The 25224-nt window shown below is 51.8% G+C and carries 33 protein-coding genes; 9 read left to right on the top strand and 24 right to left on the bottom strand.

The features are described 5' to 3' along the window. Positions 1-266: 266 nt before the first annotated feature. Positions 267-1862: a phosphoenolpyruvate carboxykinase gene (locus tag G9C99_RS14455; protein ID WP_166418220.1), complete on the top strand. Its 1596-nt coding sequence runs from the start codon at positions 267-269 to the stop codon at positions 1860-1862. Positions 1863-2039: 177 nt separating this feature from the next. Here the strand turns inward: G9C99_RS14455 and G9C99_RS14450 are convergent, their stop codons facing one another. Both G9C99_RS14450 and G9C99_RS14445 read right to left on the bottom strand, forming a co-directional pair. After that, on the bottom strand, positions 2040-3116 hold the full coding sequence (locus tag G9C99_RS14450) for a type I restriction endonuclease (RefSeq protein ID WP_166418219.1): 1077 nt from the start codon (positions 3114-3116) through the stop codon (positions 2040-2042). Positions 3117-3356: 240 nt separating this feature from the next. Beyond that, positions 3357-4130 (bottom strand): sulfite exporter TauE/SafE family protein, encoded by a 774-nt coding sequence (locus G9C99_RS14445; protein WP_166418218.1) that lies wholly within the window; start codon positions 4128-4130, stop codon positions 3357-3359. A gap of 147 nt (positions 4131-4277) precedes the next feature. Here G9C99_RS14445 and G9C99_RS14440 point away from each other — a divergent pair, with 147 nt between their 5' ends. Beyond that, entirely contained in the window at positions 4278-5957 is a 1680-nt protein-coding gene (locus tag G9C99_RS14440; RefSeq protein WP_166418217.1) for an acyl-CoA dehydrogenase family protein, read from the top strand. A gap of 41 nt (positions 5958-5998) precedes the next feature. Here G9C99_RS14440 and G9C99_RS14435 read toward each other — a convergent pair whose 3' ends face one another. Beyond that, positions 5999-6577, bottom strand: a complete 579-nt coding sequence (locus tag G9C99_RS14435; RefSeq protein WP_166418216.1) for a DUF4189 domain-containing protein — start codon at positions 6575-6577, stop codon at positions 5999-6001. Between the two features lie 86 nt (positions 6578-6663). Between G9C99_RS14435 and G9C99_RS14430 the strand changes: the two genes are divergently transcribed. Further along, complete coding sequence (locus tag G9C99_RS14430) at positions 6664-7074, top strand: META domain-containing protein (RefSeq protein WP_166418215.1); 411 nt, start codon at positions 6664-6666, stop codon at positions 7072-7074. Here the strand turns inward: G9C99_RS14430 and recO are convergent. The 13 genes from recO to folK form a co-directional block, all read right to left on the bottom strand. Next, on the bottom strand, positions 7065-7787 hold the full coding sequence (gene recO, locus G9C99_RS14425; protein WP_166418214.1) for a DNA repair protein RecO: 723 nt from the start codon (positions 7785-7787) through the stop codon (positions 7065-7067). The two genes, G9C99_RS14430 and recO, sit on opposite strands and share 10 nt — an antisense overlap. Positions 7788-7796: 9 nt before the next feature. After that, the gene (locus G9C99_RS14420) at positions 7797-8129 is read right to left on the bottom strand and encodes a DUF1491 family protein (RefSeq protein ID WP_166418213.1); all 333 of its coding nucleotides are present in this window, start codon (positions 8127-8129) and stop codon (positions 7797-7799) included. Beyond that, positions 8126-9040, bottom strand: coding sequence for a GTPase Era (era, locus tag G9C99_RS14415; protein WP_166418212.1), 915 nt, complete (start codon positions 9038-9040; stop codon positions 8126-8128). The genes G9C99_RS14420 and era overlap by 4 nt, the downstream gene beginning before the upstream one ends. Beyond that, positions 9037-9723 (bottom strand): ribonuclease III, encoded by a 687-nt coding sequence (gene rnc / locus G9C99_RS14410; RefSeq protein WP_166418211.1) that lies wholly within the window; start codon positions 9721-9723, stop codon positions 9037-9039. Before rnc ends, era begins: the two co-directional genes overlap by 4 nt. Next, the gene (gene lepB / locus G9C99_RS14405) at positions 9720-10502 is read right to left on the bottom strand and encodes a signal peptidase I (protein WP_166418210.1); all 783 of its coding nucleotides are present in this window, start codon (positions 10500-10502) and stop codon (positions 9720-9722) included. The genes rnc and lepB overlap by 4 nt, the downstream gene beginning before the upstream one ends. A 72-nt stretch (positions 10503-10574) precedes the next feature. Beyond that, positions 10575-10979, bottom strand: a complete 405-nt coding sequence (acpS, locus tag G9C99_RS14400) for a holo-ACP synthase (RefSeq protein WP_166418209.1) — start codon at positions 10977-10979, stop codon at positions 10575-10577. Beyond that, positions 10976-11437: a hypothetical protein gene (locus tag G9C99_RS14395; RefSeq protein WP_231704082.1), complete on the bottom strand. Its 462-nt coding sequence runs from the start codon at positions 11435-11437 to the stop codon at positions 10976-10978. The genes acpS and G9C99_RS14395 overlap by 4 nt, the downstream gene beginning before the upstream one ends. Positions 11438-11449: 12 nt before the next feature. Further along, on the bottom strand, positions 11450-11761 hold the full coding sequence (locus tag G9C99_RS14390) for a Dabb family protein (RefSeq protein ID WP_166418208.1): 312 nt from the start codon (positions 11759-11761) through the stop codon (positions 11450-11452). Next, positions 11758-12513: a pyridoxine 5'-phosphate synthase gene (locus tag G9C99_RS14385; RefSeq protein ID WP_166418207.1), complete on the bottom strand. Its 756-nt coding sequence runs from the start codon at positions 12511-12513 to the stop codon at positions 11758-11760. The genes G9C99_RS14390 and G9C99_RS14385 overlap by 4 nt, the downstream gene beginning before the upstream one ends. Before the next feature lie 34 nt (positions 12514-12547). Next, on the bottom strand, positions 12548-13168 hold the full coding sequence (locus G9C99_RS14380; protein ID WP_331460013.1) for a DUF2062 domain-containing protein: 621 nt from the start codon (positions 13166-13168) through the stop codon (positions 12548-12550). Positions 13169-13232: 64 nt separating this feature from the next. Further along, positions 13233-15353, bottom strand: coding sequence for a RelA/SpoT family protein (locus G9C99_RS14375; RefSeq protein ID WP_166418205.1), 2121 nt, complete (start codon positions 15351-15353; stop codon positions 13233-13235). Between the two features lie 25 nt (positions 15354-15378). After that, positions 15379-15732, bottom strand: coding sequence for a DNA-directed RNA polymerase subunit omega (gene rpoZ, locus G9C99_RS14370; RefSeq protein ID WP_166418204.1), 354 nt, complete (start codon positions 15730-15732; stop codon positions 15379-15381). A 61-nt stretch (positions 15733-15793) separates the two neighbouring features. Further along, a complete protein-coding gene (gene folK, locus G9C99_RS14365; RefSeq protein ID WP_166418203.1) occupies positions 15794-16402 on the bottom strand; it encodes a 2-amino-4-hydroxy-6-hydroxymethyldihydropteridine diphosphokinase in 609 nt (202 codons plus the stop codon). A gap of 109 nt (positions 16403-16511) precedes the next feature. Between folK and G9C99_RS14360 the strand changes: the two genes are divergently transcribed. From G9C99_RS14360 to G9C99_RS14340, 5 genes are all read left to right on the top strand, one after another. Further along, entirely contained in the window at positions 16512-17075 is a 564-nt protein-coding gene (locus G9C99_RS14360) for a LabA-like NYN domain-containing protein (RefSeq protein ID WP_166418202.1), read from the top strand. Between the two features lie 97 nt (positions 17076-17172). Continuing rightward, a complete protein-coding gene (gene ispH, locus G9C99_RS14355; protein ID WP_166418201.1) occupies positions 17173-18123 on the top strand; it encodes a 4-hydroxy-3-methylbut-2-enyl diphosphate reductase in 951 nt (316 codons plus the stop codon). Next, positions 18120-18710: a class I SAM-dependent DNA methyltransferase gene (locus G9C99_RS14350; RefSeq protein WP_166418200.1), complete on the top strand. Its 591-nt coding sequence runs from the start codon at positions 18120-18122 to the stop codon at positions 18708-18710. The genes ispH and G9C99_RS14350 overlap by 4 nt, the downstream gene beginning before the upstream one ends. Next, positions 18703-19173 (top strand): ribonuclease HI, encoded by a 471-nt coding sequence (rnhA, locus tag G9C99_RS14345; protein ID WP_166418199.1) that lies wholly within the window; start codon positions 18703-18705, stop codon positions 19171-19173. The genes G9C99_RS14350 and rnhA overlap by 8 nt, the downstream gene beginning before the upstream one ends. Next, on the top strand, positions 19170-19793 hold the full coding sequence (locus tag G9C99_RS14340; protein ID WP_166418198.1) for a trimeric intracellular cation channel family protein: 624 nt from the start codon (positions 19170-19172) through the stop codon (positions 19791-19793). The genes rnhA and G9C99_RS14340 overlap by 4 nt, the downstream gene beginning before the upstream one ends. Here the strand turns inward: G9C99_RS14340 and G9C99_RS14335 are convergent, their stop codons facing one another. From G9C99_RS14335 to def (G9C99_RS14310), 6 genes are read right to left on the bottom strand one after another with little or no spacing between them, the layout of a single operon-like run. Continuing rightward, entirely contained in the window at positions 19794-20030 is a 237-nt protein-coding gene (locus G9C99_RS14335) for a GlsB/YeaQ/YmgE family stress response membrane protein (protein ID WP_166418197.1), read from the bottom strand. Beyond that, positions 20030-20272: a hypothetical protein gene (locus G9C99_RS14330; protein ID WP_166418196.1), complete on the bottom strand. Its 243-nt coding sequence runs from the start codon at positions 20270-20272 to the stop codon at positions 20030-20032. Before G9C99_RS14330 ends, G9C99_RS14335 begins: the two co-directional genes overlap by 1 nt. A 3-nt stretch (positions 20273-20275) precedes the next feature. Next, on the bottom strand, positions 20276-21187 hold the full coding sequence (gene fmt / locus G9C99_RS14325; protein ID WP_166418195.1) for a methionyl-tRNA formyltransferase: 912 nt from the start codon (positions 21185-21187) through the stop codon (positions 20276-20278). After that, the gene (gene def, locus G9C99_RS14320; RefSeq protein WP_166418194.1) at positions 21184-21687 is read right to left on the bottom strand and encodes a peptide deformylase; all 504 of its coding nucleotides are present in this window, start codon (positions 21685-21687) and stop codon (positions 21184-21186) included. Before def (G9C99_RS14320) ends, fmt begins: the two co-directional genes overlap by 4 nt. After that, positions 21684-22181 carry a peptide deformylase gene (gene def, locus G9C99_RS14315; protein ID WP_166418193.1) on the bottom strand — a complete coding sequence of 166 codons (498 nt, stop codon included), beginning with the start codon at positions 22179-22181 and terminating at the stop codon, positions 21684-21686. The genes def (G9C99_RS14320) and def (G9C99_RS14315) overlap by 4 nt, the downstream gene beginning before the upstream one ends. Continuing rightward, a complete protein-coding gene (gene def, locus G9C99_RS14310; protein ID WP_166418192.1) occupies positions 22181-22699 on the bottom strand; it encodes a peptide deformylase in 519 nt (172 codons plus the stop codon). The genes def (G9C99_RS14315) and def (G9C99_RS14310) overlap by 1 nt, the downstream gene beginning before the upstream one ends. A 94-nt stretch (positions 22700-22793) precedes the next feature. On the opposite strand from def (G9C99_RS14310), the gene G9C99_RS14305 reads away from it, so the two are divergent. After that, entirely contained in the window at positions 22794-23966 is a 1173-nt protein-coding gene (locus G9C99_RS14305; protein WP_166418191.1) for a MalY/PatB family protein, read from the top strand. Positions 23967-23989: 23 nt separating this feature from the next. On the opposite strand, the gene G9C99_RS14300 is transcribed toward G9C99_RS14305, so the two are convergent. Further along, positions 23990-24520, bottom strand: a complete 531-nt coding sequence (locus tag G9C99_RS14300; protein ID WP_166418190.1) for a dienelactone hydrolase family protein — start codon at positions 24518-24520, stop codon at positions 23990-23992. Between the two features lie 12 nt (positions 24521-24532). After that, complete coding sequence (locus G9C99_RS14295; protein ID WP_166418189.1) at positions 24533-24892, bottom strand: thiamine-binding protein; 360 nt, start codon at positions 24890-24892, stop codon at positions 24533-24535. Between the last annotated feature and the right edge of the window lie 332 nt (positions 24893-25224).

The following is a 25224-nucleotide window of genomic DNA, read 5'->3' as shown; positions in this document are numbered from 1 at the left end:
ACAATTCAACATATTAACCGTAACTATATGGCTAATTTGCCTCACCCAAGCCTAGCACCCCACGGAATCCAGCTGTATACAGCCGATGATTGCGCTAACTTCATTTGATTGCGCTAACTGGGCAAAACCAACCTGTTGTTTCTCTGAAACCCCATGTTAAGAGAGCGACATCAAATCGGCTCTGGTTTGATCAGCACCGGGAAGACCCGATGCCGAAAGTATTTAAGAGACAAAGGCCGCCACGGGCTGGCCACAGGAGTTTGAAGATGACAGGACGGGTCAACCCCGAACGCCGACTGGAAGATCAAGGTATCAACGGTCTTGGTAATGTCTATTACAACCTCATGGAGCCTGCCCTCGTAGAGGCAGCCCTAAAACGCGGCGAAGGCACGCTCGGTAAAGGCGGGGCTTTTTTGTGCTCCACCGGCAAACACACCGGTCGCTCCCCTAAGGACAAATTTGTGGTCCGCACGCCAAGCGTTGAGGATAGCATTTGGTGGGAAAATAACACCCCAATGGCGCCTGACGCATTCGACGTCCTTTACGCCGACATGCTAGAACACATGAAGGGTGGCGACTATTACGTACAGGATTTGTTTGGCGGCGCTGACCCAGAACACCGTCTAGACGTGCGTATGGTGACAGAGCTTGCCTGGCACGGTCTTTTCATCCGCACCATGCTCCGCCGTCCCGACCGCGAAGAACTGGACGAATTCGAACCAGAATTCACCGTCATCAACTGCCCCACCTTCAAAGCCGACCCCGCCAAACACGGCTGTCGCTCTGAAACAGTGATCGCTCTCAACTTTGAGAAAAAGCTGATCCTCATTGGTGGCACCGAATACGCAGGCGAAAACAAAAAATCTGTCTTCTCCCTGTTGAACTACATCCTGCCGGGCAAAGGCGTGATGGCGATGCACTGCTCCGCCAACCACGCAATCGGCAACCCTGTTGACACCGCCGTTTTCTTCGGCCTGTCCGGCACTGGTAAAACCACCCTGTCCGCTGATCCATCCCGCACACTGATCGGTGACGATGAACACGGCTGGTCTGACAAAGGCACCTTCAACTTCGAAGGCGGATGCTACGCCAAAACCATCAACCTCTCTGCTGAGGCTGAACCAGAAATCTACGCCACCACCTCTAAATTCGGCACCGTGATCGAAAACATGGTGTTTGACAAAGAGACCCTGGAGCTTGATTTCGACGATGACAGCCTGACCGCTAATATGCGTGCCGCCTACCCGCTGCACTATATTTCCAACGCGTCAGACTCAGCACTTGGTGGGCATCCGAAAAACATCATCATGTTGACCTGCGATGCCTTTGGCGTTTTGCCCCCCATCGCACGTTTGACCCCGGCACAGGCGATGTATCACTTCCTCTCTGGCTTCACCTCAAAGGTTGCTGGCACAGAGCGCGGCGTAACAGAGCCAGAGCCAACATTCTCAACCTGCTTTGGCGCCCCCTTCATGCCACGCCGCCCCGAAGCCTACGGCAACCTGCTCCGCGATAAAATCGCAGCGCATGGCGCGACCTGTTGGCTGGTCAACACCGGCTGGACCGGCGGCGCACACGGCACTGGCTCCCGTATGCCAATCCGCGCAACACGCGCCCTGCTGACCGCAGCGCTCGACGGCACCCTTGCTGACGTTGAGTTCCGCAAAGACGCAAACTTCGGCTTTGACGTGCCTGTGCATGTGCCCGGCGTTGCTGATCTGCTGCTGAACCCACGCCGCACTTGGGACAATCCCGAAAGCTATGACCGTCAGGCCGCCAAATTGGTCTCAATGTTCGCTGAGAACTTCGCCCAATACGAAGCCTACATCGACGACGACGTCAAAGCCGTCGCAATCGGCTAAACGCCCAGCAAATAAAAACACCAAAGCCCCGGTCACGCGCCGGGGCTTTTTTCATGTCTGGCTAACTTGACAACCCCACCCCCTACCAACCAAAGGGCAGCGCCCGGTCCGAGGCAAAAGCAAAGCGCCCGCCCATGGGGCGGATCGGGCGCTGCCCGTACGCGGCACGGGCTTAACTCAGCCTTGGTAGTGTTGGACAACAACTTCGATTGGCTCGCTCAGCCCATAAATGTCCGACAGTGTCTCAATACGATGCTTGGTACCGACCTTATTTACATCGAATATTTCGATATATTTTGTTGTTTTTGAATTGAAATGCAATCGGCAGATAGGATGGCGATTATTATCATCGAACAATATACCACAGTAAGATTTGGTATCTCGCATAACAATCCGTGTAACATCCGTTTGCTTTGCACAAATGGCTTTTACGATTAGATAGGCATCGACTTCTTCATCAGTAGTCACAACACCATCGTCACGTGCTTTTTCCTGCGTATTTATCTCCTCTGAACCTACGTCCCCTTCTTCGCTTCGCACACGTACCGGAAGCGAAATATCCAGGCGTTCTTGGATATAATCTCTCACGACGGCCCCAAACGCTTGCTCAACGGCTGGCGTCAGTTGCTCAACGATCCCTTTTGTTAAAGTTCCCTCATGCACCTGTCTGCCAATGAAGCGAACAAAATCTTCGTCCGGATTATCGAGTTGAGAACGCAAGTATTTTGAAATGACCCCAACCATTTTCATGCTGGATGCAGCATCCAATACACTCTCTAAATCGAAATCTTGCCGACGCATTCTACCAAGCTCTTCGACATCCTCCGCGGTGTAATTGGTAAAATCAAATTTAAAGAATGGACGACTATCCATCCTGTTTCGCTCTTCCATATCTGTATAGAACCAAACCTCCTTACCGTTGGTCAAAATAGCAATCCGAGCGCTAGTAACACCGAAGTACCGATACAGTTGGCTATGCTGGAGCTTACCCAAATTGTTCGAAATCGGTTTAGCCTCAATCAGGAAAACAACCTGACCGTCTATCATCAAGGCAAAGTCAACTTTTTCACCCTTTTTTATGCCAACATCTGCGGTGTATTCGGGCACGACTTGGTTTAAATCAAAAACATCGAACCCCAATGCCTGAATTAACGGCATGATCACCGACGTTTTAGTTGCCTCCTCTGTTTGCGCTTGAGTTATTGCTTGGCCTACTCTGACCGCGACGTTTTGAATTTGCTCTTGAAATGACATTCTGAAGCCTCAATTGAAATTGCCGAAATTCTGACCAGAAAAACATGCCTTAAAAAAAAGGCCCTTTCAACCATTGCGAGCAGACATTCAACCAACACAACAAAAACATGTACTCAAAATCCTTAACACAAATCCGCGTCTGCAAATCGTATGCATAAAATACATACAAAAAGCATACGATTGTCATACACTTTGTGCATTGTCGATTTTACGTTAACGATTGGCTTTGGGCGGCAAAAATCAGCCCCCCAACATCCCCCGGCGCAGCAGGTTTAGACCCGCGATGATCAGCACGATCAGCGTTGCTTTTTTAAATGTTTTTTGGTCAATGCGCCCCTGCACCCAAAACCCGATGCCCATCCCAATTCCGGCGGGGATCAGCATCAATATCGACAGTGGAAACGTCCCCATGTTCACCACCCCCGATTTCAAATGCGCCATAAAAAGCAGCACAGCCCCCAACCCATAGACCACGCCTTGAATGCGGATTTGTTCCTCTTTTTCTGTGTTCACCGCCGTCAGGTACGCTACCGTCGGCGGCCCCCAAACACCTGAAATTCCACCGATAAATCCTGCAACGCTTGCCGCCATGAATTGAAATCTCTGCCGCCGCTCTGGCGCGACCTGAAATTCAAATCCCACCAATTGCAGCCCCGCAAAAAGGCAAACCGGAACACCGATCATCAAAAACAAAATATGCGTGGGCAACACCGCAACCAACTGCGCACTGCTCACCAAACACACCGCCCCCACGATCAAAAACACCCGAAACGACACCATCGCCCGCCACGCAGCCTGCAATCCCCCCCGCAAAGCCTGCACCAAATTCGTGGCAACCGTCGGCACAATCAACAACGCCAAAGCCACCTCAACCGATGCCACACTACTGATCCCCACAATCATAATCATAGGCATCCCAAACCCCACCGCCCCCTTCACGACACCAGCTGTCAACGCAACGCCGGTTGTAACCAGCCAGAAAGAAAGGGGAAATTGGGAAATAAGCTCAAACATATAGGCCTCCGGTATCTTCTATACGCCGTTCTCCGCGCGCCGTCACGAAAGACATTTTTGTTCGAATACAGGCACGTATTCGTATTTAAGTTGCGCTGCAGCTGCAAAGGGAATATTCAGAACGCAACAATCCTGAGGAGTCATTCCATGCCACACGACGGACAAATCGCCATGACTGATACTGTAATCGCCGATCTATTACACGCAACAAGCGCGGCAATTGCCCCGGCAGAAACCTTTCTAAACAAAGCAAAAAATAGCATTAGATCTCTGGTAATTTCAGGTGATCGCGTTTCGGGTACCCTGCTTGAGCAGCACCAACATGCTGCACATGCATTGTCATGGTTCGCGACCTACGTCGAATCGCTCCGTCAAATGCAATCTTGGGCAGAGCGCCTAAGCAGTGATGGTAACTTTGGCGAAATCGAACAGCTGATCCATCAGATCGCTTTTGGAGAATATCTCCAACAAATGATCGGCGGCATCCCCATGAGCCAAGGCGAGATCGCCCGCCCAAGTGATTTAGGTCTTTCCCGCGCTGACATTTCAGAATTCGCAAGTGGTATCGAAGAGCAACTTTGTGACAACGCCAATACGCCCGCCGCACGCCTACGCCTCGTTGAACTGATGCAAGAACAACAGGGTAACGCAACCTTCGGGAAATCAGGGCTCGATGATGAACTGGAAATGATCCGCGATCAATTCCGCCGGTTTGCCGATGAAAAAGTTGTTCCCTTTGCCCATGAATGGCATCTGAAAGACGAACTGATCCCGATGGATATCATCGACGGGTTGGCAGAGCTTGGCGTCTTTGGCCTAACGATCCCAGAAGAATTGGGCGGCTTTGGGCTCTCAAAAGCATCGATGGTTGTCGTGTCAGAAGAATTGTCTCGTGGCTATATCGGTGTCGGGTCTCTTGGGACGCGTTCCGAGATCGCGGCAGAGCTTATTCTATGTGGCGGGACCCAAGAACAAAAAGAGCAGTGGCTCCCGAAAATAGCCTCTGCTGAGATTTTACCTACAGCCGTATTCACCGAACCGAACACAGGTTCTGACCTTGGCTCACTGCGCACGCGTGCTGTAAAAAGTGGCGACGATTATGAGGTAACAGGAAACAAAACCTGGATCACACACGCCGCCCGCACACATGTGATGACCTTGCTGGCCCGGACAGATCCCGATACGAGCAACTACAAGGGCCTATCCATGTTCTTGGCCGAAAAGACGCCAGGCGACGATAATGTTCCGTTCCCTACCGAGGGCATGACCGGTGGCGAAATCGAAGTTCTCGGATATCGCGGTATGAAGGAATACGAATTGGCCTTTGACGGTTTTAAAGTCCAAGGTGAAAACCTATTGGGCGGTGAAGAAGGTCAAGGGTTTAAGCAGCTTATGCAAACCTTCGAGAGTGCACGCATTCAAACCGCGGCCCGTGCAATTGGTGTAGCCCAATCCGCGCTAGAGGTCGGGATGCAATACGCCATTGATCGAAAGCAATTTGGTAAATCCTTGATCAGCTTTCCACGTGTCGCGGGCAAACTCGCCATGATGGCGGTCGAAATCATGGTCGCGCGTCAATTGACCTACCATTCAGCTTGGCAAAAAGATCATGATAAACGCTGCGATCTAGAGGCAGGGATGGCTAAACTTCTGGGTGCACGTGTAGCGTGGGCTGCAGCGGATAACGGCCTGCAAATTCACGGCGGCAATGGCTTTGCACTTGAATATGGCATTAGCCGAATTCTTTGTGATGCGCGTATTTTGAACATCTTTGAAGGGGCCGCTGAAATCCAAGCCCAAGTAATCGCACGCCGCCTGCTAGATTAAAAATATCGGGCTAAACACATCTGATGTTTAGCCCAACTCAGTTATGGGCGCGTCCAGACCAGATGGCAGGGAAATTGTACAGTATCCAACTCTGCATCCAATGCCGCCTCATCAACACATGAATTAAAGGCCCCCGAAATCGCTTCAAATTCTGTGTCATACCCTGACGACCAGCCCCAAACGCCGGCATCAGAAACAACGAATGCTGCTGCCCCTTCGGTGGTATCGCGAATTTCAAAAAAATCCTCTGTCGCCTCATAGCTAAGCGTTTGACCGGCCATGTCCTGATATCCGACAGGAATCAACGTCGCGTAGAGTGTACATTCGGCCTCGTGCGGCTGACGGTAATTCTCGCAGGTTTGCGTGGCCTGATAAACCGCAGCATCTTCGGTTAGATAACCTTTACTCCAACCGTAGGCACCGTTCGCGGAAATCACAAACGCCCCAAAGTAATTCGATTTGCGAAACTGTTGATCAAATTCTTGCTGGGTCGTGGGATGTAGTCGAACCCCAGAGTGAATTTGCACCGTGTGCGCCTGCGTGTATACTTGCACCTGCTGCGCGTGACCAACGCCCGCATTTAAACCTAAAACCATTGCACCGATTAATAGCTTCTGCATTTCAAACTCCTTTTATTAAACTAAGATCAGATTATCGCAGATTCTGATTTCGTCCAGAGTTTCATGACGCACAGTAGGAGCACTAAATGCTGAACTTGTCTTGTCACTGCAAATCTTTGATCTTGCTCGGCGTTCTGATGGTAGCAGCCTGTAGAGCAGATGAAACCGTTTCTGGCTACATCGACACAACCGCGACTTGGTCTCTTTCATCACTGGATGGGGAAGCCTACCTAAACTCCGCAACGATTGCCTTTCCCACAGAGGGACATGTCGTTGGAAGAGCGCCTTGCAACAGCTTCACAGCTGAGCAAAGCGCGCCCTATCCCTGGATTTCAATAGAAAGCATCGCGTCGACACGCGCGCTTTGTCCAGAAATTGAAGCGGAGAGCGAGTTTTTTGAACTTTTGCAATCTATGAGCATCGTAGAAGTTTCGGGGCGTATTCTAATCTTAACAAACGAAGCCGGTGTGCAAATGACCTTTGAGCTTCAGCCCTGACGCGCCAATAAATCGATCAACCGATCACGTGCCGCTGGGAGTTGCTTGCCAACCGAGTGCGCCAACTGCCCAGCCAAGAAATGACCGGTGGTGCTCAGCCCATCGACAATTTCACGGTCAGAGGCATCCCCCTGCCCGAGCAGGCACAAAGGCAGCGGCAGCAAACGATCGGCCCACTCCCCGGCACCCTGCTGGCTCACGGCACGGCCTGTCCGCGGGGAAACATAGGCCAGATCATCAAAACTGCCGGTAACAGCGCAACGTGAAAGATCCAACCCAAACCCCAGCTCGTCGAGCAACGCCAGCTCCCACCTTAGATAGGCAAGAGGCCAGGCATCCGTGACACTGAGCAAGTCCAGTAACGTCACGGTACCTTGAAACAATCCTGGATGAGCTTCGCGTTCGGGCAAAGCAAAACGCACCAATGCGGCAATTGCATTCAACCCAGCAAGCGCAAGCCGATCATTCATGACACCAGCAGTCCGGCTGCGAATGGGTTCGACGGTAAAACTGCCCAAATGGTCCGACAGCCGCGCCCGCCAGATCAAATCCAACTGCGAACCGGGTTGTAGTATCGGGGTCATTTTACGGCTAACCCCGCCACGCACGACACCTGCGTGCCGTCCATGGGACGCCGTTAGCACATCAATAATAACCGAAGTTTCGCCATGCTTGCGCACCGACAGCAAAACCCCTTCGTCACGCCATTCCATACCCAAAGCTTAATCGCAAAGCCCCGGCTCGTCGAGCAAATGACGCCCGGCACGATCTTCGACTTCAATAACCCAAAGGTCAGGATCAAACCCACGTTGTCGCCTCAAGGCCGCATCGACATCGGTTTCTGCACCTTCGGATAAAACCACCCAAGTTCGCTCACCGCTCATCAAATCAAATGAACGCTGATAGACCACAGCTTTGCCGTCCAATGTATTAAGCTTAACCAGAACGGCCCCGGCTGTTGCATCACCTTTTGCAGTGATAAACGCCGGGATATCCACTAGCCTAAGACGGGTGAGATAGGCCGAAACCCATATGTCCGCCGTCAGCCGTGTCATTCATTTCCGTCTTTGAATTCAAGGCCCATTTCAGAGTAACGCTCTTTTTCTTCGAGCCAATTGGGCCGCACTTTAACCTGTAGGAAAAGGTGAACTTTGCGCCCCAAAAACTCTTCCAATTCTTCACGCGCCGCTTTGCCAACACCTTTGATAGCCTCGCCTTTGTTGCCAAGAACAATACCTTTGTGACCATCGCGAATAACGTAGATCAACTGGTCGATCTTCACGGAACCATCTTTGCGCTCTTCCCATTTTTCCGTCTCAACGGTCAATTGGTAAGGCAATTCCTGATGCAGACGCAGCGTTAGCTTCTCGCGTGTCATTTCCGCTGCAATCATACGCATAGGCAAATCTGCGATCTGATCTTCTGGATAGAGCCACGGACTCTCAGGTAAACGTCCCGCCAACCACGTACGCAGATGATCCGCGCCGTGACCTTTTTCAGCAGAAATCATAAAGGTTTCTTCGAACGGATAAGCATCATTCAGTTTTTTGGTCAGCTCAAGCAAAGCTTCGGATTTTACGCGGTCGATTTTATTGATCGCAAGCGCAACAATTTGCCCCGCGGTTTCGCGTTCATGCAATACCTCAAGGATGGCTTCGACGCCTTCTGTTACGCCGCGATGCGCCTCTACCATCAACACGACAATATCAGCATCCGCTGCGCCGCCCCAAGCGGCTGCAACCATCGCACGATCCAATCGGCGCCGCGGACGAAACAGGCCCGGCGTGTCAACGAACACCAACTGCGCATCGCCTTCGATCGCAACACCACGAATACGGGCGCGTGTCGTTTGCACTTTATGCGTCACGATAGAAACCTTGGCCCCAACCATGCGATTGAGTAGGGTCGATTTACCAGCGTTCGGTTCGCCAATCAGGGCGACAAAGCCCGCACGTGTTTGTGTCATTTTCCAGCCTCCAGCCGGGTCAGTAGCGCCTTTGCAGCGGCTTGTTCAGCCGTCCGTTTGGCGTTAGCGGTGGCCTCTTCTGAGGCACCATTGTCAAGCTCTACACGGATGGTAAACACAGGTGCATGATCTGGACCTGAACGTTTAACTTCGCGGTAAACCGGCGGATTTTGTTTGCGGGCTTGCGCCCATTCTTGCAGCGATGTTTTTGCATCACGCGCATCAGTTTCTACGTCGTGCACACGTGCGCCCCAAAGGCGCAATACCATATCGCGCGCGGCCTCAAACCCACCGTCGAGGTACACACCCGCGATCACAGCTTCCATCGCATCCGCGAGCAATGCCTCTTTGCGCCGCCCACCTGACATCATTTCAGAACGCCCAAGCTTTAGAACGGTTCCCAATTCAATCTGACGCGCGACATCTGCGCAGGCCTCTTTGCGCACCAGCGCATTAAAGCGCGGGGCTAAACGCCCTTCGCTTGCTGCTTGGTCCGCCTTTAGCAGTGCCTCAGACATGACCAAACCTAGAACACGGTCGCCCAAGAACTCCAATCGCTGATTGTCATCGCGCGTTGGGGAGGACATAGAAGAATGCGTCACCGAACGCACAAGTGTTCTGGCATCGTTAAATTGATAGCCTATGCGGGCCTCGAAGGCCTTTAGATCTGCTGAAATTTTCACTCGACCGCCCGGAAAAAACGATCTGAACGCCATGTCCAGAAGTAAAACAAAGACCGTCCTGCTGAAGAGAATACAACCCGGTCAGCGCGGCCAATAAGGTTTTCAAATGGAACAAACCCCACACCACCACGGCTTTGCGGGAAGCGACTATCAATTGAATTGTCCCGGTTGTCACCCATAAAGAAATATTCACCTTCGGGAACAGTATAGACGTCTGTATTGTCACTAGGGCGATCCGCAACATTCAATATCGAATGCGAAACACCACCCGGCAGCGTTTCAATGAACCGCTCTTTGATGCAGTTATCACCTTCACGCGTGGCACAGGCAGGACGTCCGCCTTGTGGGCCCTGTGGTTCATATACTTCGACAAAATCACCGGTTGGTTCTTGCGGCGCTGCTTCGCCATTGATGTAGACGACGCCATTTCGTATCTGCACGCGATCCCCAGGCAAACCAATCAAACGCTTGATGAAATCTTGGCCGTTCACTGGATGGCGGAATACAACAACATCGCCGCGCTCTGGTTCAGAACCGAAGAGACGGCCAGAAATTGGGCAGGCTGAAAATGGGCAGGAATACTGCGAGTAACCGTAAGCCATTTTATTGACGAACAGGAAATCCCCGATCAGCAAAGTGTCTTTCATCGACCCTGAGGGAATCCAGAAAGGTTGAAAAAACAGCGTACGGAAAACTCCGGCGATAATCAGCGCCCAGAACACCGTCTTTACGGTTTCCATCACACCTTCGCCTTTTGTCGCGACTTCTTCCGCTTCCATTTATTCTGCCTTTCCAAGAGATTTATGTGCTACATGCGGTCCCGCGCCGGGGGAGTCAAGTTTACAGAGAATTTATTCAGCTTTTCGGCGGGCTTCGATCACTACAAATGCCTGTGCCCAAGGGTGATCATCGGTCAAAGTGACGTGAATAATCGCCTCATGTCCGGCGGGGGTCATCTGATTCAATCGGTCTTGCGCCCATCCGGTTACATCCATCACAGGTTGTCCAGATTTCAGATTGCTAACCGCCATATCCTTCCAGCTAATCCCCATCGCGAGCCCGGTCCCGAGCGCCTTGGAACAGGCCTCTTTTGCGGCCCAGCGTTTGGCATAGGTGCCTGCGACATCTCTGCGTCGTTCAGCTTTGGCTTGTTCACGTTCTGTAAATACACGGTTTTTGAAGCGTTCCCCAAAGCGATCTAGCGTTCCTTGAATACGTTCGATATTCGCAAGATCTGAACCGATACCTAGTATCATTCTGTATCGCTCCCAAGAGCCGCGATAATTTCGCCTGTTGCTTGGTTCAACTGAAAGTTCAGGTTTGTTGATACCGAACTGCCGCTGTCGAAATCATACAAACCAACAACCAAATTGAAATCCAATCCGGTCAACGGATCATAGCGTGCATTAAGCGTCGAAAAATCCAGGCCAGCAAATCCAATGCTACCATCTAGGCTAATCACCTTACATTGACGTGTCCCCAGCTCGTCAAAGGGCGGTGACACGACCAATACGTGCAACGCACCTGCTGCTGGTTCAGTTGTATCTAACGCTGCGATGCGCACCCGGCCGTTGGAAAAGGTTCTGGTGTTTTCTTCCCATGGCTCCATGATCGCATCGGCCCGCGCGCGCCAATCACAGTCTTCAACGCTTTGAGCAAACAAAGAGGTCGTGCAGAATATCAAACCGCTGATCGCAAGAAACAACATTCGCATAGTCAATCTCCTTTAGGTGTGTTCAATGTCCAGCACCATAATCCCATCTGCCCCGCCGGTACACTGCTTGACCAACTTTGCCCCCAATGCCTGATGCCGGGGATCATTCGCATATCGCTCAAGGGCCGACCGATCCGAAAACTCACAAATAAACCCATAAGGGTATTGCTGGGATTTTTGTTCAAAATCCCGGTTAGGTCCGTGGGAAAGCCCGCGAAATCCGTCCAAACACTCCATTAATGAAGCAAGGTCACGCATGACGGCATCGCATTCAGCCGGATCATGATCTGGCTTCAGCGCTAACATGACCACATGCGAAATCATGTGCGAGCTTCGTCCATCAGCCGACGCATTTCGGCCATCGCGGGGCCAAGCCCACGAAACACAGCTTCGCCAATTAAAAAATGACCAATGTTTAATTCAATCACCTCAGGCAACGCCGCAATGGGTTGAACAGTGTCATAGGTCAATCCATGGCCTGCATGAACTTCAAGCCCTAGAGAATGCGCAAATGTAGCCATTTCAGTTAGCTTTGCCAATTCGGCATCGCGTTCATCAAAGCGACCTTCGGAGTGAGCATCGCAATAAGCACCGGTGTGCAGTTCTACCACCTCGGCCCCGATACGATGGGCCGCTTCGATTTGGCGTTGATCCGCTGCGATGAAAATCGAAACACGGCAGCCCACATCACGCAGAGGTGCGATGAAATGTGCCAATTTATTTTCCTCGCGCGCAACTTCCAGCCCACCTTCAGTGGTCTTTTCTTCGCGTTTTTCGGGAACAATACAAACAGCATGCGGTTTGTGGCGCAGTGCGATCGCCTGCATTTCGTCCGTTGCGGCCATTTCAAAGTTCAACGGAACTGTCAAAGCCTCCATCAATCCATCAATATCACTATCCATGATATGACGGCGATCTTCGCGCAAATGAGCGGTAATACCATCCGCACCGGCCTCTTGAGCCAAGACACCTGCCCGAATTGGATCTGGATAGGCCCCACCGCGTGCGTTGCGCAGGGTCGCCACGTGATCAATATTCATCCCAAGCCGAAGCTTACCAGTTGATCCAAGATTCATTTGATTGCCCTTCAATTCAATTGTTGCCGAGACATTACTTATCGGAAGATGACTCGTCAGCCTTATTCGCTGATTTTTTGCGGCGAATTTCTTCAAATTTTGATTTCAGTCGACCTTTGCGCCGGTTTTGATACGCCGTCAAAAGCGGAGCGGAAACATAGTAACAAATCAACGCACACACCACGCCAGGAACGAGACCACCGACGAGATACGGCAAAAACACCTCTTTGTAGAAATCAATGAGGTTCGACCAGTCTGCGTGCGCATCGGTAAAAATGGCAAAAAAGTTATCAAACAGCTCACGAGCCGCCCCTTTGAAGACGTCGACAAGCCCGCGCGGTTCACCACCTTCATAGGTATTTCCAAGCATCCAGTGACCAAGCTGCAAAGACGTCGTTGCAATGATGGGAAATGTCACAGGGTTGCCAAAAAACGTAGCAAGCAAGGACGCCATAATGTTGCCCTGCATCACCCGAGCCAAAAAGGCCGCAACAAAGAAATGAAGTCCGAACAAAGGGGTAAAGCTGGTCAACACACCTGCAAAGATGCCTCTCGCAATACGATGCGGCGGGTCAGGTAAACGTTGCATCCTGTGCTTGGCATATTGATATGCACGCGCCCAGCCGCCTCGCGGGTATAAAAAATCGACAACCACCTTCCAAATCGGCCGCCTATCCCGTCGCTTAAAGACCACTTTTCGTCCTTCGCTGCGTAAGCATTTAAGGTTTACGTTCTAAATCGCGATGTCGCGCCAAAGAAGCAACATCGCTATCTGCCTGCAATACATTTCTAACATTGTGAAGATGCTCTGCATCTCGCAGATCAATATCCACCAGAAGTTTGTAAAAATCCGGTTTGCGGTCAACAAAGTTCAGATCGGAAATATTGGCGTGTTGCTCTCCGATCAACGTACAGATACGCCCGAGCACACCAGCATCGTTACTGATCGTAATTTCATAAGAAACCGAATAAATTGGTGCATGCCGTCCACTGTGCCACTGCAAATCAACCCAACGTTCCGGTTCATCCTCTAGGTCGGATAACACTGGGCAATCGATCCCGTGTATAACCACACCTTTGCCGCGGTATGTGATTCCGACGATCCGTTCCCCCGGAACAGGCTGGCAACACCGCGCACGTTCAAAACTTTGATCAGACGACAATCCAACAACTGTGCGGCTCGGATCAATTTCATCTTCTGCGCCTGAGATCAGGTCAGGGTACAGAACACTCACAACGTCCCGTGCGTTAATTTCCGCTGAGCCTAATCGAGCCAAAACCTCGTCGGCATCTTTCAGCGCCATGTGCTTGGCAACAATATCCAGCGCTTTGGTCGTGGATTTCTTACCAATATGTTCGAAGGCGACACGAGATAACTCCGCACCAAGTTTAACAAACCTCTCGCGGTCTTCCTCCCGCAGCGAACGCCGGATTGCAGCTTTGGCCTTTCCTGTTGCCACTATATCAAGCCAGGTAGCCTGAGGGCGCTGGCCTTCAGCAGTAACAATCTCAACGGATTGGCCATTTTTCAAGCGCGTCCACAAAGGAACGCGAATGCCGTCGACCTTTGCGCCGACACAACCGTCCCCAATTCGGGTATGGATCGCGTATGCAAAATCCAGAGGTGTCGCCCCGCGTGGCAGCTTAACCACATCCCCTTTGGGGGAGAAACAAAACCGCTGATCTGAATACATCTCAAGCTTTACGTGCTCAAGGAATTCGTCATGATCACCCGCGGCATCGAAACGCTCATTTAAGCTCGCCACCCATTTCGCGGGATCTACTGCAAACGGGTTCGCATCGCGCACGCCATCTTTGTATGCCCAATGCGCCGCTACACCGACTTCAGCGACATCGTGCATTTGCTGGGTGCGAATTTGAACCTCTACACGTTTGCCGTCTCGTCCTGAAACGGTTGTATGGATAGATCGATATCCATTCGATTTTGGTTGGCTGATATAATCTTTGAACCGCCCAGGTACGGCACGCCATCTCTGGTGAATGGCACCAAGCACCCGATAACAATCAGCTTCGTTCGACGTCACAATTCGAAAACCATAGATATCAGAAAGCCGGGAAAACCCTTGTTCTTTCTGTTCCATTTTACGCCAGATAGAATGTGGTTTTTTTGCACGCCCCAGAACACTGGCCTCGATCCCTGCCGTCTGCAATTCCAGACGAATATCACTGGTGATCTTCTGGATCACATCGCCTGTTTCTTTTTGCAGCGTAATAAAACGACGCATGATGGAATTACGTGCTTCAGGATTCAGAACATGGAACGAAAGGTCTTCCAATTCCTCGCGCATCCATTGCATCCCCATACGCCCAGCCAGCGGCGCATAGATATCCATGGTTTCACGCGCCTTTTGCATTTGCTTTTCTGGGCGCATCGATTTGATCGTGCGCATATTGTGCAAACGGTCGGCAAGCTTTACCAAGATAACCCGCATATCCTTAGACATGGCCATAAATAATTTACGGAAGTTTTCAGCCTGCTTCGCCACAGACGACGACAACTGCAAATTGGTCAGCTTGGTAACACCATCCACCAGTTCAGCGATTTCCACGCCAAACTTTTCTGCGACTTCGGTATAAGTCGAGTTGGTATCTTCGATTGTGTCGTGCAGCAACGCAGTGATGATTGTGGAATCGTCCAAACGTTGTTCCGTCAATAAAACGGCAACTTCGATCGGATGGCTAAAATAGGGCTCGCCTGATTGGCGAAACTGCCCTTCGTGCATGTCTTTGCCGTAGCGGTAAGCCTCGGCAATCAGGTCTACATTAGACTTGGGATTATAGGCGCGAACCTTTTCAAGAAGTTCTTCAACAGCGATCATTCAGTCCGCACCCATCGCTAAAGGCTTATTGCTGCCCTTGCGCTTCCATCAGTGCCCGAAGCAATTTTTCTTCAGACATATCGTCATCTTCCGGCTTGTCAGCTTCGGCACCCATTAGCAGCGCCATTGCATCTTCTTCTGGCTCATCAACTTCGATCTGAGTCTGGTTGCTTTCGATCATCCGCTCACGCAGTTCTTCAGCGGATTGGGTTTCGTCAGCAATTTCACGCAAGGAAACAACAGGGTTTTTGTCGTTATCACGATCCACAGTCAATGCAGAGCCAGACGCGATCTCACGTGCCCGGTGTGCTGCAAGCATCACCAGATCAAACCGGTTTGGTACTTTGTCAACGCAATCTTCAACTGTAACGCGCGCCATGAGCGACTCCCATCTACGGTGGAGGAATAGAAACCGTGTATTTAGGCGGTTTCTAAGGGGTTTACAAGCGAATATTCGGCCCAATCATGCTCTTGATTTCAGCGCAGTCAGCCTCGGGTAACTGCCCGCAAAGCTCTTTGGCAGTTTTTCCAAGCACCGGATGGCCCCAATCTGACGCAACGTCACACATTGGAACCAACACAAATGCGCGATCCTGAATCCGCGGATGAGGTAAAATCAATTCATCAGGAGATAAAACCATTTGATCATCAAGAGCGAGATTACTCCAATGCTCAAACACGTCTAAATTCGGCAATATCTGATCATCAAAGGCAATCAAATCCAAATCCAATGGGCGCATCCCCCACCGAATAATTCGCTCTCGACCATAATCACTTTCGATAGAATGTAGATAAATTAGAAGCTCTTGCGGCGAAAAATCTGTTTCAACAACCATCACCGCATTTACGAAATCTGGGCCAGCACCGGCAGGAAAGCAAGGGGTTTGGTAAAAACCGCTGACAGACATGACACGAACATTACTACTTTCGATATCTTTTGTAACCTTTTGGAGTCTTGCCAAAAGCGCGTCAGGCTCTAATATATCATTTGCACCAAGGGCCACGATTGCCTTGGATTGCAGTGTTTTGTGTTCTATGGGTTGCGACATTCGCAGTTTTCTCTAAATTACGGCAGGTTTTCGCCATATACAAAAGTACCCACTCACACACTCGCTTTCCAGAAACAAGGCGAAACTCTGGATACCGGAAGGGAATTTAATGTTTTATCGAGACGAACGGCTCGCGCTGTTCATCGATGGATCGAATCTATACGCAGCGGCAAAATCGCTAGGGTTTGACATCGATTACAAATTGTTACGACAAGAATTTATGCGTCGTGGCAAATTGTTGCGGGCCTTTTATTACACAGCATTGTTAGAAAATGAAGAGTATTCGCCAATTCGGCCCCTCGTAGACTGGTTGCATTACAACGGTTTTACGATGGTGACCAAACCGGCCAAAGAATACACTGATTCGATGGGCCGTAGAAAAGTCAAAGGCAACATGGATATCGAACTTGCTGTCGATGCCATGGAACTTGCGCCATATGTTGACCATATCGTTCTGTTCTCTGGGGATGGAGATTTCAGACCGCTTGTGGATAGCATTCAGCGTAAAGGTGTCCGGGTCTCTGTGGTATCAACGATTCGCTCTCAGCCGCCGATGATTTCGGATGAATTGCGCCGTCAGGCCGACAATTTCATCGAACTCGACGACTTGAAAGACGTCATTGGTCGCCCGACACGAGATCCAATCCCAGGCCAAGAGATGCCTGAAGAATAATCAAGCAAGGGGCTGTATGGCCCCTTGTTTCACTTTCAGGGCTAGACGCAACGCCCTACGCACCCTAGGTCTGTGACAACAGAAATCGGGGGGCCGGATGACGCTAACACCTCTTACAATTTACCTCGCTGCGCCGCGCGGCTTTTGTGCAGGCGTAGTTCGAGCGATTAAAATCGTTGAACTGGCGCTCGAAAAATGGGGCGCACCGGTCTATGTTCGCCACGAAATCGTGCATAATAAATTTGTCGTCGATGGCCTGAAAGACAAAGGCGCGATTTTCGTCGAAGAATTGGACGACTGCCCAGATGACCGCCCCGTCATCTTTTCTGCGCACGGCGTTCCAAAGACTGTACCCGCTGCCGCGGCGAAACGTGAAATGGTCTATGTCGACGCCACCTGTCCACTGGTATCTAAGGTCCATATAGAAGCTGAGCGTCATTCTCAAAACGGTTTGCAAATGGTGATGATCGGTCACGACGGCCATCCAGAAACCGTTGGCACCATGGGGCAGCTTCCAGAAGGCGAAGTTCTACTGGTAGAAACCCCAGCTGATGTCGCAACCCTAACTGTGCGTGACGAAGAAAAACTGGCGTATATCACCCAAACCACGCTTTCGATTGATGACACCGCTGGGATTGTTGAGGCCCTAAAGGCACGCTTTCCAGCCATCATCGGCCCCCACAAAGAAGACATCTGTTACGCCACAACCAACCGCCAACATGCGGTCAAAGCCATTGCGCCAAAAGCAGATGCTATTCTCGTCATTGGCGCACCAAACTCATCAAACTCAAAACGCTTGGTCGAAGTCGGCGCCGCTGCAGGTTGCCAGTATTCGCAACTGGTTCAACGAGCAAAAGACATTGATTGGCGTGCTTTGGACGGGATCAAATCCCTTGGCCTCACTGCCGGGGCCTCCGCGCCCGAAGTCCTGATGGATGAGGTCATCGCAGCCTTTCGTGAACGCTATGACGTGACGGTAGACATTATTGAAACGGCCGAAGAAAACGTAGAATTCAAAGTCCCCCGTGTTCTGAGGGAAACCGCATGATGGATAACGAAACGATCAACATCTACAACGCTCAGGCCAATAAATACGCTGACCTCACGCAATCAGATGCAGAAGATCAGATATTGGCTGACTTTATCCAAGCCCTGCCCAAAGGCGCTGTGGTGCTGGATTTGGGCTGCGGCCCCGGTCATTGGGCCGCCCGAATGCAAAGTGCAGGCCTTGCTGTTATTGCGACCGACGCCTCCGAAGAAATGGTAGCCCTCGCGCGGCAACACCCCGGCGTTGACGCCCGCCTTGCCACGTTTGATGAACTACCCAGTGACGTTAAATTTGATGGTGTCTGGGCCAACTTTAGCCTCCTCCATGCCCCTCGCGCAGATTTTCCCCGTCACTTAGCCGCCCTCAAAGCTGTCTTAAATCCCGGCGGCCTTCTGCATATCGGGCTAAAGACAGGCGACGGCGAACACCGTGATAAACTTGGCCGCCGTTACACTTATTACCAACCTGACGATTTGGATAAACATTTGAGAACCGCAGGCTTCACCCCGTTTCATCACCAAACCGGGGCCGGCACAGGTCTTGATGGACAAATTGCAAATTGGATAGTGGTACGCGCCCATGCCTGACTTATACGCTTACACAGATGGGGCTTGCTCTGGCAATCCCGGCCCCGGCGGTTGGGGTGCGCTCCTTTTAGCGAAAAACGGTGATGTGGTGGTCAAGGAACGCACGCTTAAAGGCGGCGAAGCTGACACTACCAACAATCGCATGGAATTGCTGGCCTCTATCCACGCGCTCGAAGCATTAGAGCGCCCCAGCACAATCACCGTTGTCACCGATAGCGCCTATGTGAAAAACGGCGTCACCGGATGGATTTTTGGCTGGAAACGTAACGGCTGGAAAACCTCAAACAAAAAGCCCGTTAAAAACGTGGAACTCTGGCAGCGCCTTGATGAGGCCCAAGCCCGCCACACCGTGACGTGGGAATGGGTCAAAGGCCACGCGGGCCATCCCGAAAACGAACGCGCTGATGAATTGGCACGGGCGGGAATGGAACCCTTCAAACCAAAAAAGGTCAAAGCAGAATGACCGCATTGGTCCTACTGGACTATGCCTCCGTTTTGGTCTTTGCCCTGACCGGTGCATTGGTCGCCAGTCGCGCACAACTTGATATCATCGGTTTTGCTTTTATCGCCTGCCTGACCGCGTTGGGCGGCGGGACAACTCGCGACGTATTACTAGATCGCAACCCAATCTTCTGGATCGCAGAACCCACCTACATTTTGATCGCTGTTCTGGCGGCATTGTTCATCTTTTTAACCGCTCACAAGGTTGAATCGCGCCTTCAGGTTCTGTTGTGGCTTGATGCCCTAGCCATGCCAATCGCGGCGGCTTCCGGCATAGGTGTAGCATTGGAAATGGATCAGGCCCCGGTTACTGTCGCGCTCATGGGGGTTACGACAGGTTGCTTTGGCGGATTACTACGTGATGTGGTCTGTAACGAAGTCCCCTTGGTGCTGAAACAGGGCGAACTTTATGTTTCTGCCGCGTTTGGCGGGGCTATAGTTGCGCTAATTTTAACGCCAATCTTCGGCCTCACCCTCTGGGTGTTGGGGGCCAGCGCAGCGATGATCTTTGTTTTGCGTGCAGGCAGTTTGATTTTTGGCTGGCGTCTTCCGGTTTACAAAAGCCGACCGCCCAAAGCCTAACTATTTTTCAAGATATCGGCGGTAGAGCCAAATCAAAACAACCGCCCCAATCACTGCGCCGACGAACCCAGCCATCCAACCCATAACAATCAACAAAAACCGCAAGACAAATCCGCCAACGATCGCACCCAAAACACCGATTGCAACCGTTGCCACCACGCTGGTTTCCATGCCCATCATCCGGGTCGCAATAAATCCCGCAGCAACACCGATAATGATCAATCCAATCAAACCCATTATCTGCGTCCTTTATAATGTGTTGGCACAATGATCAGCGCCCCAATGGATGACACAATCGCGTTCAGCCCTGGGCTGCCAAAGCCAATTCCGAACATGATCCGCACAAAGAAAAACAAGAATGCGCCACCAATGCAAATGATGATTGATGGGATGTATCCATTGGATGTGAAACCGGATCGTTCAGAGGCATAGCCAACAATCCCGGCGATCACGACTGTCCCCATCAATGTCAAAAACATCGTCTATCCTCCGATCACTGCGCCTTTGGCTACGGGAAATCCGCGTAAAAACACATCCTGATCCTGCGCGCCCTTGCCCGCCTTTTGCAAGCGCAAAAGCCGAACCGCTCCAGCTCCGCAAGCCACCGCCAACGTCTCATCCAGGACTTCGCCAGCAACGCCCTGCCCCTCGCACAACTCTGACTGGTGCAGCTTTACCCGCTCTTTGCCAATCATCGTCCATGCGCCAGGAAACGGCGAAAGCCCGCGAATTTGGCGATCCACCTCAACCGCAGAGCGCGACCAATCAATCGCGGCTTCTGATTTGTCGATCTTTGCGGCATAAGTCACGCCCTCAGCCGGTTGAGGCTCCGCCACCAGATCATCAAGCCCAGCCAACGCATCAACAATCGCATCCGACCCAAGAGTCGCCAGCCGATCATGTAAAACAGCCGTGGTATCAGTATCCGAAATTGGGATTTCTCGGCGTAGCAATACATCACCGGTGTCCAGACCTTCATCCATCTGCATAATGCAAACGCCGGTTTCGGCATCCCCCGCCATTATCGCCCGGTGAATGGGCGCAGCCCCCCGCCAACGTGGCAGCAACGAAGCATGGATGTTCAGGCATCCGCGCGCGGGCGCGTCTAAAATCGCCTTTGGCAACAGCAAACCATAGGCCACCACCACAGCAATATCCGCACCAAGCGCCGCAAACTCTGCCTGCGCCTCATCCGTTTTCAAACTCACCGGATGACGCACCAACAGGCCCAGCGCCTCTGCCTTCGCATGAACCGGGGTTGGGCGTTCTTTTTTACCACGACCTGCTGGACGCGGGGGCTGGCAATACACGCAAGCAATGTCATGCCCTGCCGCCACCAGCGCCTCAAGAACCGGAACTGAAAAATCCGGTGTTCCCATAAAGACGATCTTCATTTTGATTTCCGCAGTTTTTGGGCCTTCTTCAAAAACATCTGCCGCTTTACCGGTTTCAAATTGTCGAAATACATTTTGCCATTCAGATGATCGACCTGATGCTGAACCGATGTCGCCCAAAGCCCAACAAAATCACGACGATCCTGAACGCCATCTTCGTTGATAAAGGTCACCGTGATGGCGCGCGGACGTGTGATAACCGCCGACGCACCTGGCAAATTGGGGCTGGCTTCTTCGTGTTCACGTGGCTCAACTGAACTGTGCAAAATAACCGGGTTCGCCATGCGCACGGCTTGACCGCGTTCGCTTGAACAATCGACCACCGCAAGGCGCTGCATCACCCCAATTTGAACCGCTGCCAGACCAAGACCGGGCATCGCATCCATCGTGTCGACCATATCATCCCAAATCGCGCGGGTTTCATCCGTGACCTCTGCCACAGGCTCGGCGGGGGTGCGCAGGCGTTTATCTGGCCATGGCACAAAAGCACGTACTGTCATGTGTCTCTCCTATATCCCATTTCCAAAAGGGCACGCATCTCTGGCGCTTGGTGATCAAAAATCACCGTCCCATTTAAATGGTCAAATTCATGTTGGGCGCAGATCGCGGCAAAGCCTGTCAGGTGTTCTTCATGCGACGCACCCACAACATCTTGCCATCGCATCGTGATTTCAGCGTGCCGCACCACATCCGCAGCAACTCCGGGTATCGAAAGACAGGCCTCTTGCCCCGTTGTCATAGCCTCAGAGCGCTTGATGATTTCAGGATTAAAACAGGCATAGGGGCTATATGTACCCTCTTTCCATGTCGGATCCATCACAAACATCCGTGACATCACCCCAACCTGCGGCGCAGCTAATCCGCGACCGGGCGCGGCGTACATCGTATCAAACATATCTTGGATCAATGCCGCGTGATCCGAAGGGTTGGGCACCGGATCGCAAACCGTCTGCAACCTGACGTCAGGCCAAAGCACCACCGGCAACACCGCCATTAGCGGGTCATTTCACGTTTGAGCTTCTGCATTTTGCGCGTGATCATCTGCCTCTTCAGTGGCCTTAAATAATCAATAAACAAAATACCGTCCAAATGGTCGATCTCATGCTGAACACATGTGGCCCAAAGCCCATCAAACTGCGCCTCACGAATTTCGCCTTCCACATCCATCCAGCGCACACCAACTTCGGCCGGGCGTTCCACCTCAGCGTATTGCTCTGGGATCGACAGGCAACCTTCCTCATACACGTTCAACGCTTCGCTTTCCCAAATCACCTCCGGGTTAAACATCGCGATGGGTTTTGGCGTTGCGGCGTCTTCCTTTTCGCAATCCAGCACGATCAACCGCTGCGTAATACCAATTTGAGGCGCAGCGAGCCCAACGCCCGGCGCATCATACATGGTTTCCAGCATGTCCTCAGACAGCTTTTTCATCTCAGACGTGATGCCTTCAATCGGGCTGCACTTCTTTTTGAGACGCGGGTCGGGGTGGATTAGGATCGGTCGAATGCTCATGGCATTGATTTAGGCGATCTCACCCTTCTGTGCAACGGCTCTTGCACTCTCAGACAAAGAGGATAGCTTACGCAAAATCATTCAGGAGACCCAGATGAGCTTTGACGACATTATCGACCGCCGCGGCACCCATTCTGTCAAATGGGACGCAATGGAAAAAATCTATGGCGTTCCCGCCGACAAAGGCATTTCCATGTGGGTCGCTGATATGGATTTTCGCCCGCCGCAGTCCGTCGCCGACGCCATCGAAAAGATGCACAGCCATGGCGTTTATGGATACCACGGTGATGACGCATCATACCTTGAATCCATTCGTTGGTGGATGGACACCCGCCATGATTGGCAGATTGATCCCTCTTGGATTTTTACCACTCATGGTCTCGTGAATGGCACCGCCATGTGTGTGGATGCCTTTACCGCCCCCGGCGATGGCGTCATCCTGTTCACCCCGGTCTACCACGCCTTTGCCCGCGTGATCAGCGCCGCTGGCCGCCAAGTGGTCGAATGTCCGCTGGCAAACAATAATGGTCGTTACGAAATGGACTTTGCCGCCTATGACGCGCAAATGACCGGCAATGAAAAAATGATCATTCTCTGTTCACCGCATAACCCCGGTGGCCGTGTCTGGTCGCGCGAAGAACTACAAGGCGTTGCAGATTTCGCCAAACGCCACGACCTGATCCTTGTGTCTGACGAAATCCACCATGACCTCGTGTTTGGGGGCCACACACATATTCCGATGTCCAATGTGGATCGCTCGATCACCGATCGCCTTGTGATGATGACCGCAACGACTAAGACATTCAATATCGCAGGCAGCCACTCCGGCAATGTGATCATCGAAGACCCTGCCTTGCGCGCCAAATTCGCAGGCCGTATGGCCGCGATGGGCATTTCTCCAAACTCGTTTGGCCTGTTCATGGCCGAAGCGGCCTACAGCCCCGAGGGCGCAAAATGGCTGGACGACCTTGTCGAATACCTAGACGGCAACCGCAAAATTCTTGACGAAGGCCTAAACGCCATTCCCGGCATTAAATCCATGGATATGGCCGCGACCTACCTCGCTTGGGTTGATTTCACCGATACAGGGATGAGCGCGGAAGAGTTCACCAAACGTGTGCAAAACGACGCCCAAATCGCGGCAAACCACGGCCCAACATTTGGCAAAGGAGGCGAAAGCTTCCTGCGGTTTAACTTCGCCACCCCCCGCGCCCGCATTGTTGACGCGGTTGAGCGCATGCAAAAAGCATTTGCTGATTTACAATAACAGCTATCAGGGCGCGCTGACCTTTATTGGGGGTCTGCCCGCCCTAAATCCGATTTGATCTGCTGGCGAATTTGTCCGCATTCCGGCCTGAGTGGATCACGGTAAAAATCGTGTTCCAGCCCTGGAAAAACCGTGCTTTGAAGCGGTATGCTACCCAGCCACGTCGCCGTAGGTTTTGCCGGATCATTGCCCCCAAAGAACACATGATTTGGAATCGACACAGCGGCCTCATTCCTCAGCCGCGTTGATGAAATGCAATAGAGTCGATCAAGCCTTAGCCCCAAACCAACAGCCTGCCACAACACAGTCCCACCAGCGCTATACCCCATTCCAATACAGCCGTCTAAACGCCGCTCCATCAGCGATGCGACCGCACGTTGCATTCCGTTTTCGCGAAACAGATGAACATGCAATCCCTCACCCGTTAATTCGGGTCGCCCACATAGCTGCGCCAAACTATGCCTCTCAACCCCTGCAATTTTCGGGATTTGCGACAACACACAATTTTCTGCATCCGGTTGGCCAAAAATATCGGAAACAACAAAAAACTTCATAGCAACGGCTGATCAGCTTTCCTTGCGTTTCGCATCTTCAACGAAAACACTGTTACTTGGCGTGACCCCCCGATGGTATGTGCAAAACGTGTCATGCGCATCAGGCGTTGTCGTGTGAATTTTGATGTTGGTGATCACTTCAACCGCTCCGTGATCTAAACAAGCCTGCTGGGCGTCTTTCACCACTTGCAGTAGATGATCCAACTCCCCTTTCATCGTGGTTTCCATCGCACCCACCTGAAACGGAACGCCCGCCTTTTTCACTACGTCAATCGCTCGGTCGACCACCTCAAAATTGCGGCCTTCTCTGACGCGTGGGATCACCTGAAATGCCAAAAACACCTCTGTTTCCGTCTGATCAATTTGTGACATGTTTTGTCCTCTTAAGGAATACGGTCAACTTTCCTCAGCGCTACCCCTCTTTCGGGGTAAAATCCAGCAGGAACAGGTAGCTTTTGCCACTCTCAAATGCGCGGGCCTACGGGGCGGAAAACCTTTGTCAAATCTGACCAACGCTTATCAGACGGCAGGTGTGTTTTACGAAAATGCAAAATCGTATGCATAAAAACCATATAAAAGCTGCATAATTCCTGCATAGAAACCATACACCGGATTTTAACGGGGTACAGGACGTCCGCGCATGCGCGATTGGGCAGCGTATTTTCCCACCCCAGCGGTCAATTCCAACCCGTTTCAGATTAACA

This window comes from Cochlodiniinecator piscidefendens (assembly GCF_011326755.1).
GTDB classification, from domain to species: Bacteria; Pseudomonadota; Alphaproteobacteria; order Rhodobacterales; family Rhodobacteraceae; genus Cochlodiniinecator; species Cochlodiniinecator piscidefendens.
This window is presented reverse-complemented; position numbering and strand designations above follow the sequence as displayed.

Bases quoted from the DNA above. Each gene is read 5' to 3' on its own strand.
- G9C99_RS14305 (WP_166418191.1), top strand. From the start codon at position 22,794: ATGAGCTTTGACGACATTATCGACCGCCGCGGCACCCATTCTGTCAAA.
- G9C99_RS14455 (WP_166418220.1), top strand. From the start codon at position 267: ATGACAGGACGGGTCAACCCCGAACGCCGACTGGAAGATCAAGGTATC.
- G9C99_RS14440 (WP_166418217.1), top strand. From the start codon at position 4,278: ATGCCACACGACGGACAAATCGCCATGACTGATACTGTAATCGCCGAT.
- G9C99_RS14445 (WP_166418218.1), bottom strand. From the start codon at position 4,130: ATGTTTGAGCTTATTTCCCAATTTCCCCTTTCTTTCTGGCTGGTTACA.
- G9C99_RS14435 (WP_166418216.1), bottom strand. From the start codon at position 6,577: ATGCAGAAGCTATTAATCGGTGCAATGGTTTTAGGTTTAAATGCGGGC.
- def (WP_166418193.1), bottom strand. From the start codon at position 22,181: ATGGCGGTGTTGCCGGTGGTGCTTTGGCCTGACGTCAGGTTGCAGACG.
- rpoZ (WP_166418204.1), bottom strand. From the start codon at position 15,732: ATGGCGCGCGTTACAGTTGAAGATTGCGTTGACAAAGTACCAAACCGG.
- G9C99_RS14360 (WP_166418202.1), top strand. From the start codon at position 16,512: ATGTTTTATCGAGACGAACGGCTCGCGCTGTTCATCGATGGATCGAAT.
- ispH (WP_166418201.1), top strand. From the start codon at position 17,173: ATGACGCTAACACCTCTTACAATTTACCTCGCTGCGCCGCGCGGCTTT.
- G9C99_RS14450 (WP_166418219.1), bottom strand. From the start codon at position 3,116: ATGTCATTTCAAGAGCAAATTCAAAACGTCGCGGTCAGAGTAGGCCAA.
- G9C99_RS14330 (WP_166418196.1), bottom strand. From the start codon at position 20,272: ATGTTTTTGACATTGATGGGGACAGTCGTGATCGCCGGGATTGTTGGC.
- folK (WP_166418203.1), bottom strand. From the start codon at position 16,402: ATGTCGCAACCCATAGAACACAAAACACTGCAATCCAAGGCAATCGTG.
- acpS (WP_166418209.1), bottom strand. From the start codon at position 10,979: ATGATACTAGGTATCGGTTCAGATCTTGCGAATATCGAACGTATTCAA.
- G9C99_RS14340 (WP_166418198.1), top strand. From the start codon at position 19,170: ATGACCGCATTGGTCCTACTGGACTATGCCTCCGTTTTGGTCTTTGCC.
- era (WP_166418212.1), bottom strand. From the start codon at position 9,040: ATGACACAAACACGTGCGGGCTTTGTCGCCCTGATTGGCGAACCGAAC.
- G9C99_RS14390 (WP_166418208.1), bottom strand. From the start codon at position 11,761: ATGATTTCGCATGTGGTCATGTTAGCGCTGAAGCCAGATCATGATCCG.
- G9C99_RS14350 (WP_166418200.1), top strand. From the start codon at position 18,120: ATGATGGATAACGAAACGATCAACATCTACAACGCTCAGGCCAATAAA.
- G9C99_RS14300 (WP_166418190.1), bottom strand. From the start codon at position 24,520: ATGAAGTTTTTTGTTGTTTCCGATATTTTTGGCCAACCGGATGCAGAA.
- G9C99_RS14385 (WP_166418207.1), bottom strand. From the start codon at position 12,513: ATGAATCTTGGATCAACTGGTAAGCTTCGGCTTGGGATGAATATTGAT.
- G9C99_RS14430 (WP_166418215.1), top strand. From the start codon at position 6,664: ATGCTGAACTTGTCTTGTCACTGCAAATCTTTGATCTTGCTCGGCGTT.
- G9C99_RS14295 (WP_166418189.1), bottom strand. From the start codon at position 24,892: ATGTCACAAATTGATCAGACGGAAACAGAGGTGTTTTTGGCATTTCAG.
- G9C99_RS14375 (WP_166418205.1), bottom strand. From the start codon at position 15,353: ATGATCGCTGTTGAAGAACTTCTTGAAAAGGTTCGCGCCTATAATCCC.
- G9C99_RS14420 (WP_166418213.1), bottom strand. From the start codon at position 8,129: ATGACACGGCTGACGGCGGACATATGGGTTTCGGCCTATCTCACCCGT.
- rnhA (WP_166418199.1), top strand. From the start codon at position 18,703: ATGCCTGACTTATACGCTTACACAGATGGGGCTTGCTCTGGCAATCCC.
- def (WP_166418192.1), bottom strand. From the start codon at position 22,699: ATGAGCATTCGACCGATCCTAATCCACCCCGACCCGCGTCTCAAAAAG.
- G9C99_RS14335 (WP_166418197.1), bottom strand. From the start codon at position 20,030: ATGGGTTTGATTGGATTGATCATTATCGGTGTTGCTGCGGGATTTATT.
- G9C99_RS14395 (WP_231704082.1), bottom strand. From the start codon at position 11,437: ATGCGAATGTTGTTTCTTGCGATCAGCGGTTTGATATTCTGCACGACC.
- def (WP_166418194.1), bottom strand. From the start codon at position 21,687: ATGACAGTACGTGCTTTTGTGCCATGGCCAGATAAACGCCTGCGCACC.
- recO (WP_166418214.1), bottom strand. From the start codon at position 7,787: ATGGAATGGCGTGACGAAGGGGTTTTGCTGTCGGTGCGCAAGCATGGC.
- fmt (WP_166418195.1), bottom strand. From the start codon at position 21,187: ATGAAGATCGTCTTTATGGGAACACCGGATTTTTCAGTTCCGGTTCTT.
- lepB (WP_166418210.1), bottom strand. From the start codon at position 10,502: ATGGAAGCGGAAGAAGTCGCGACAAAAGGCGAAGGTGTGATGGAAACC.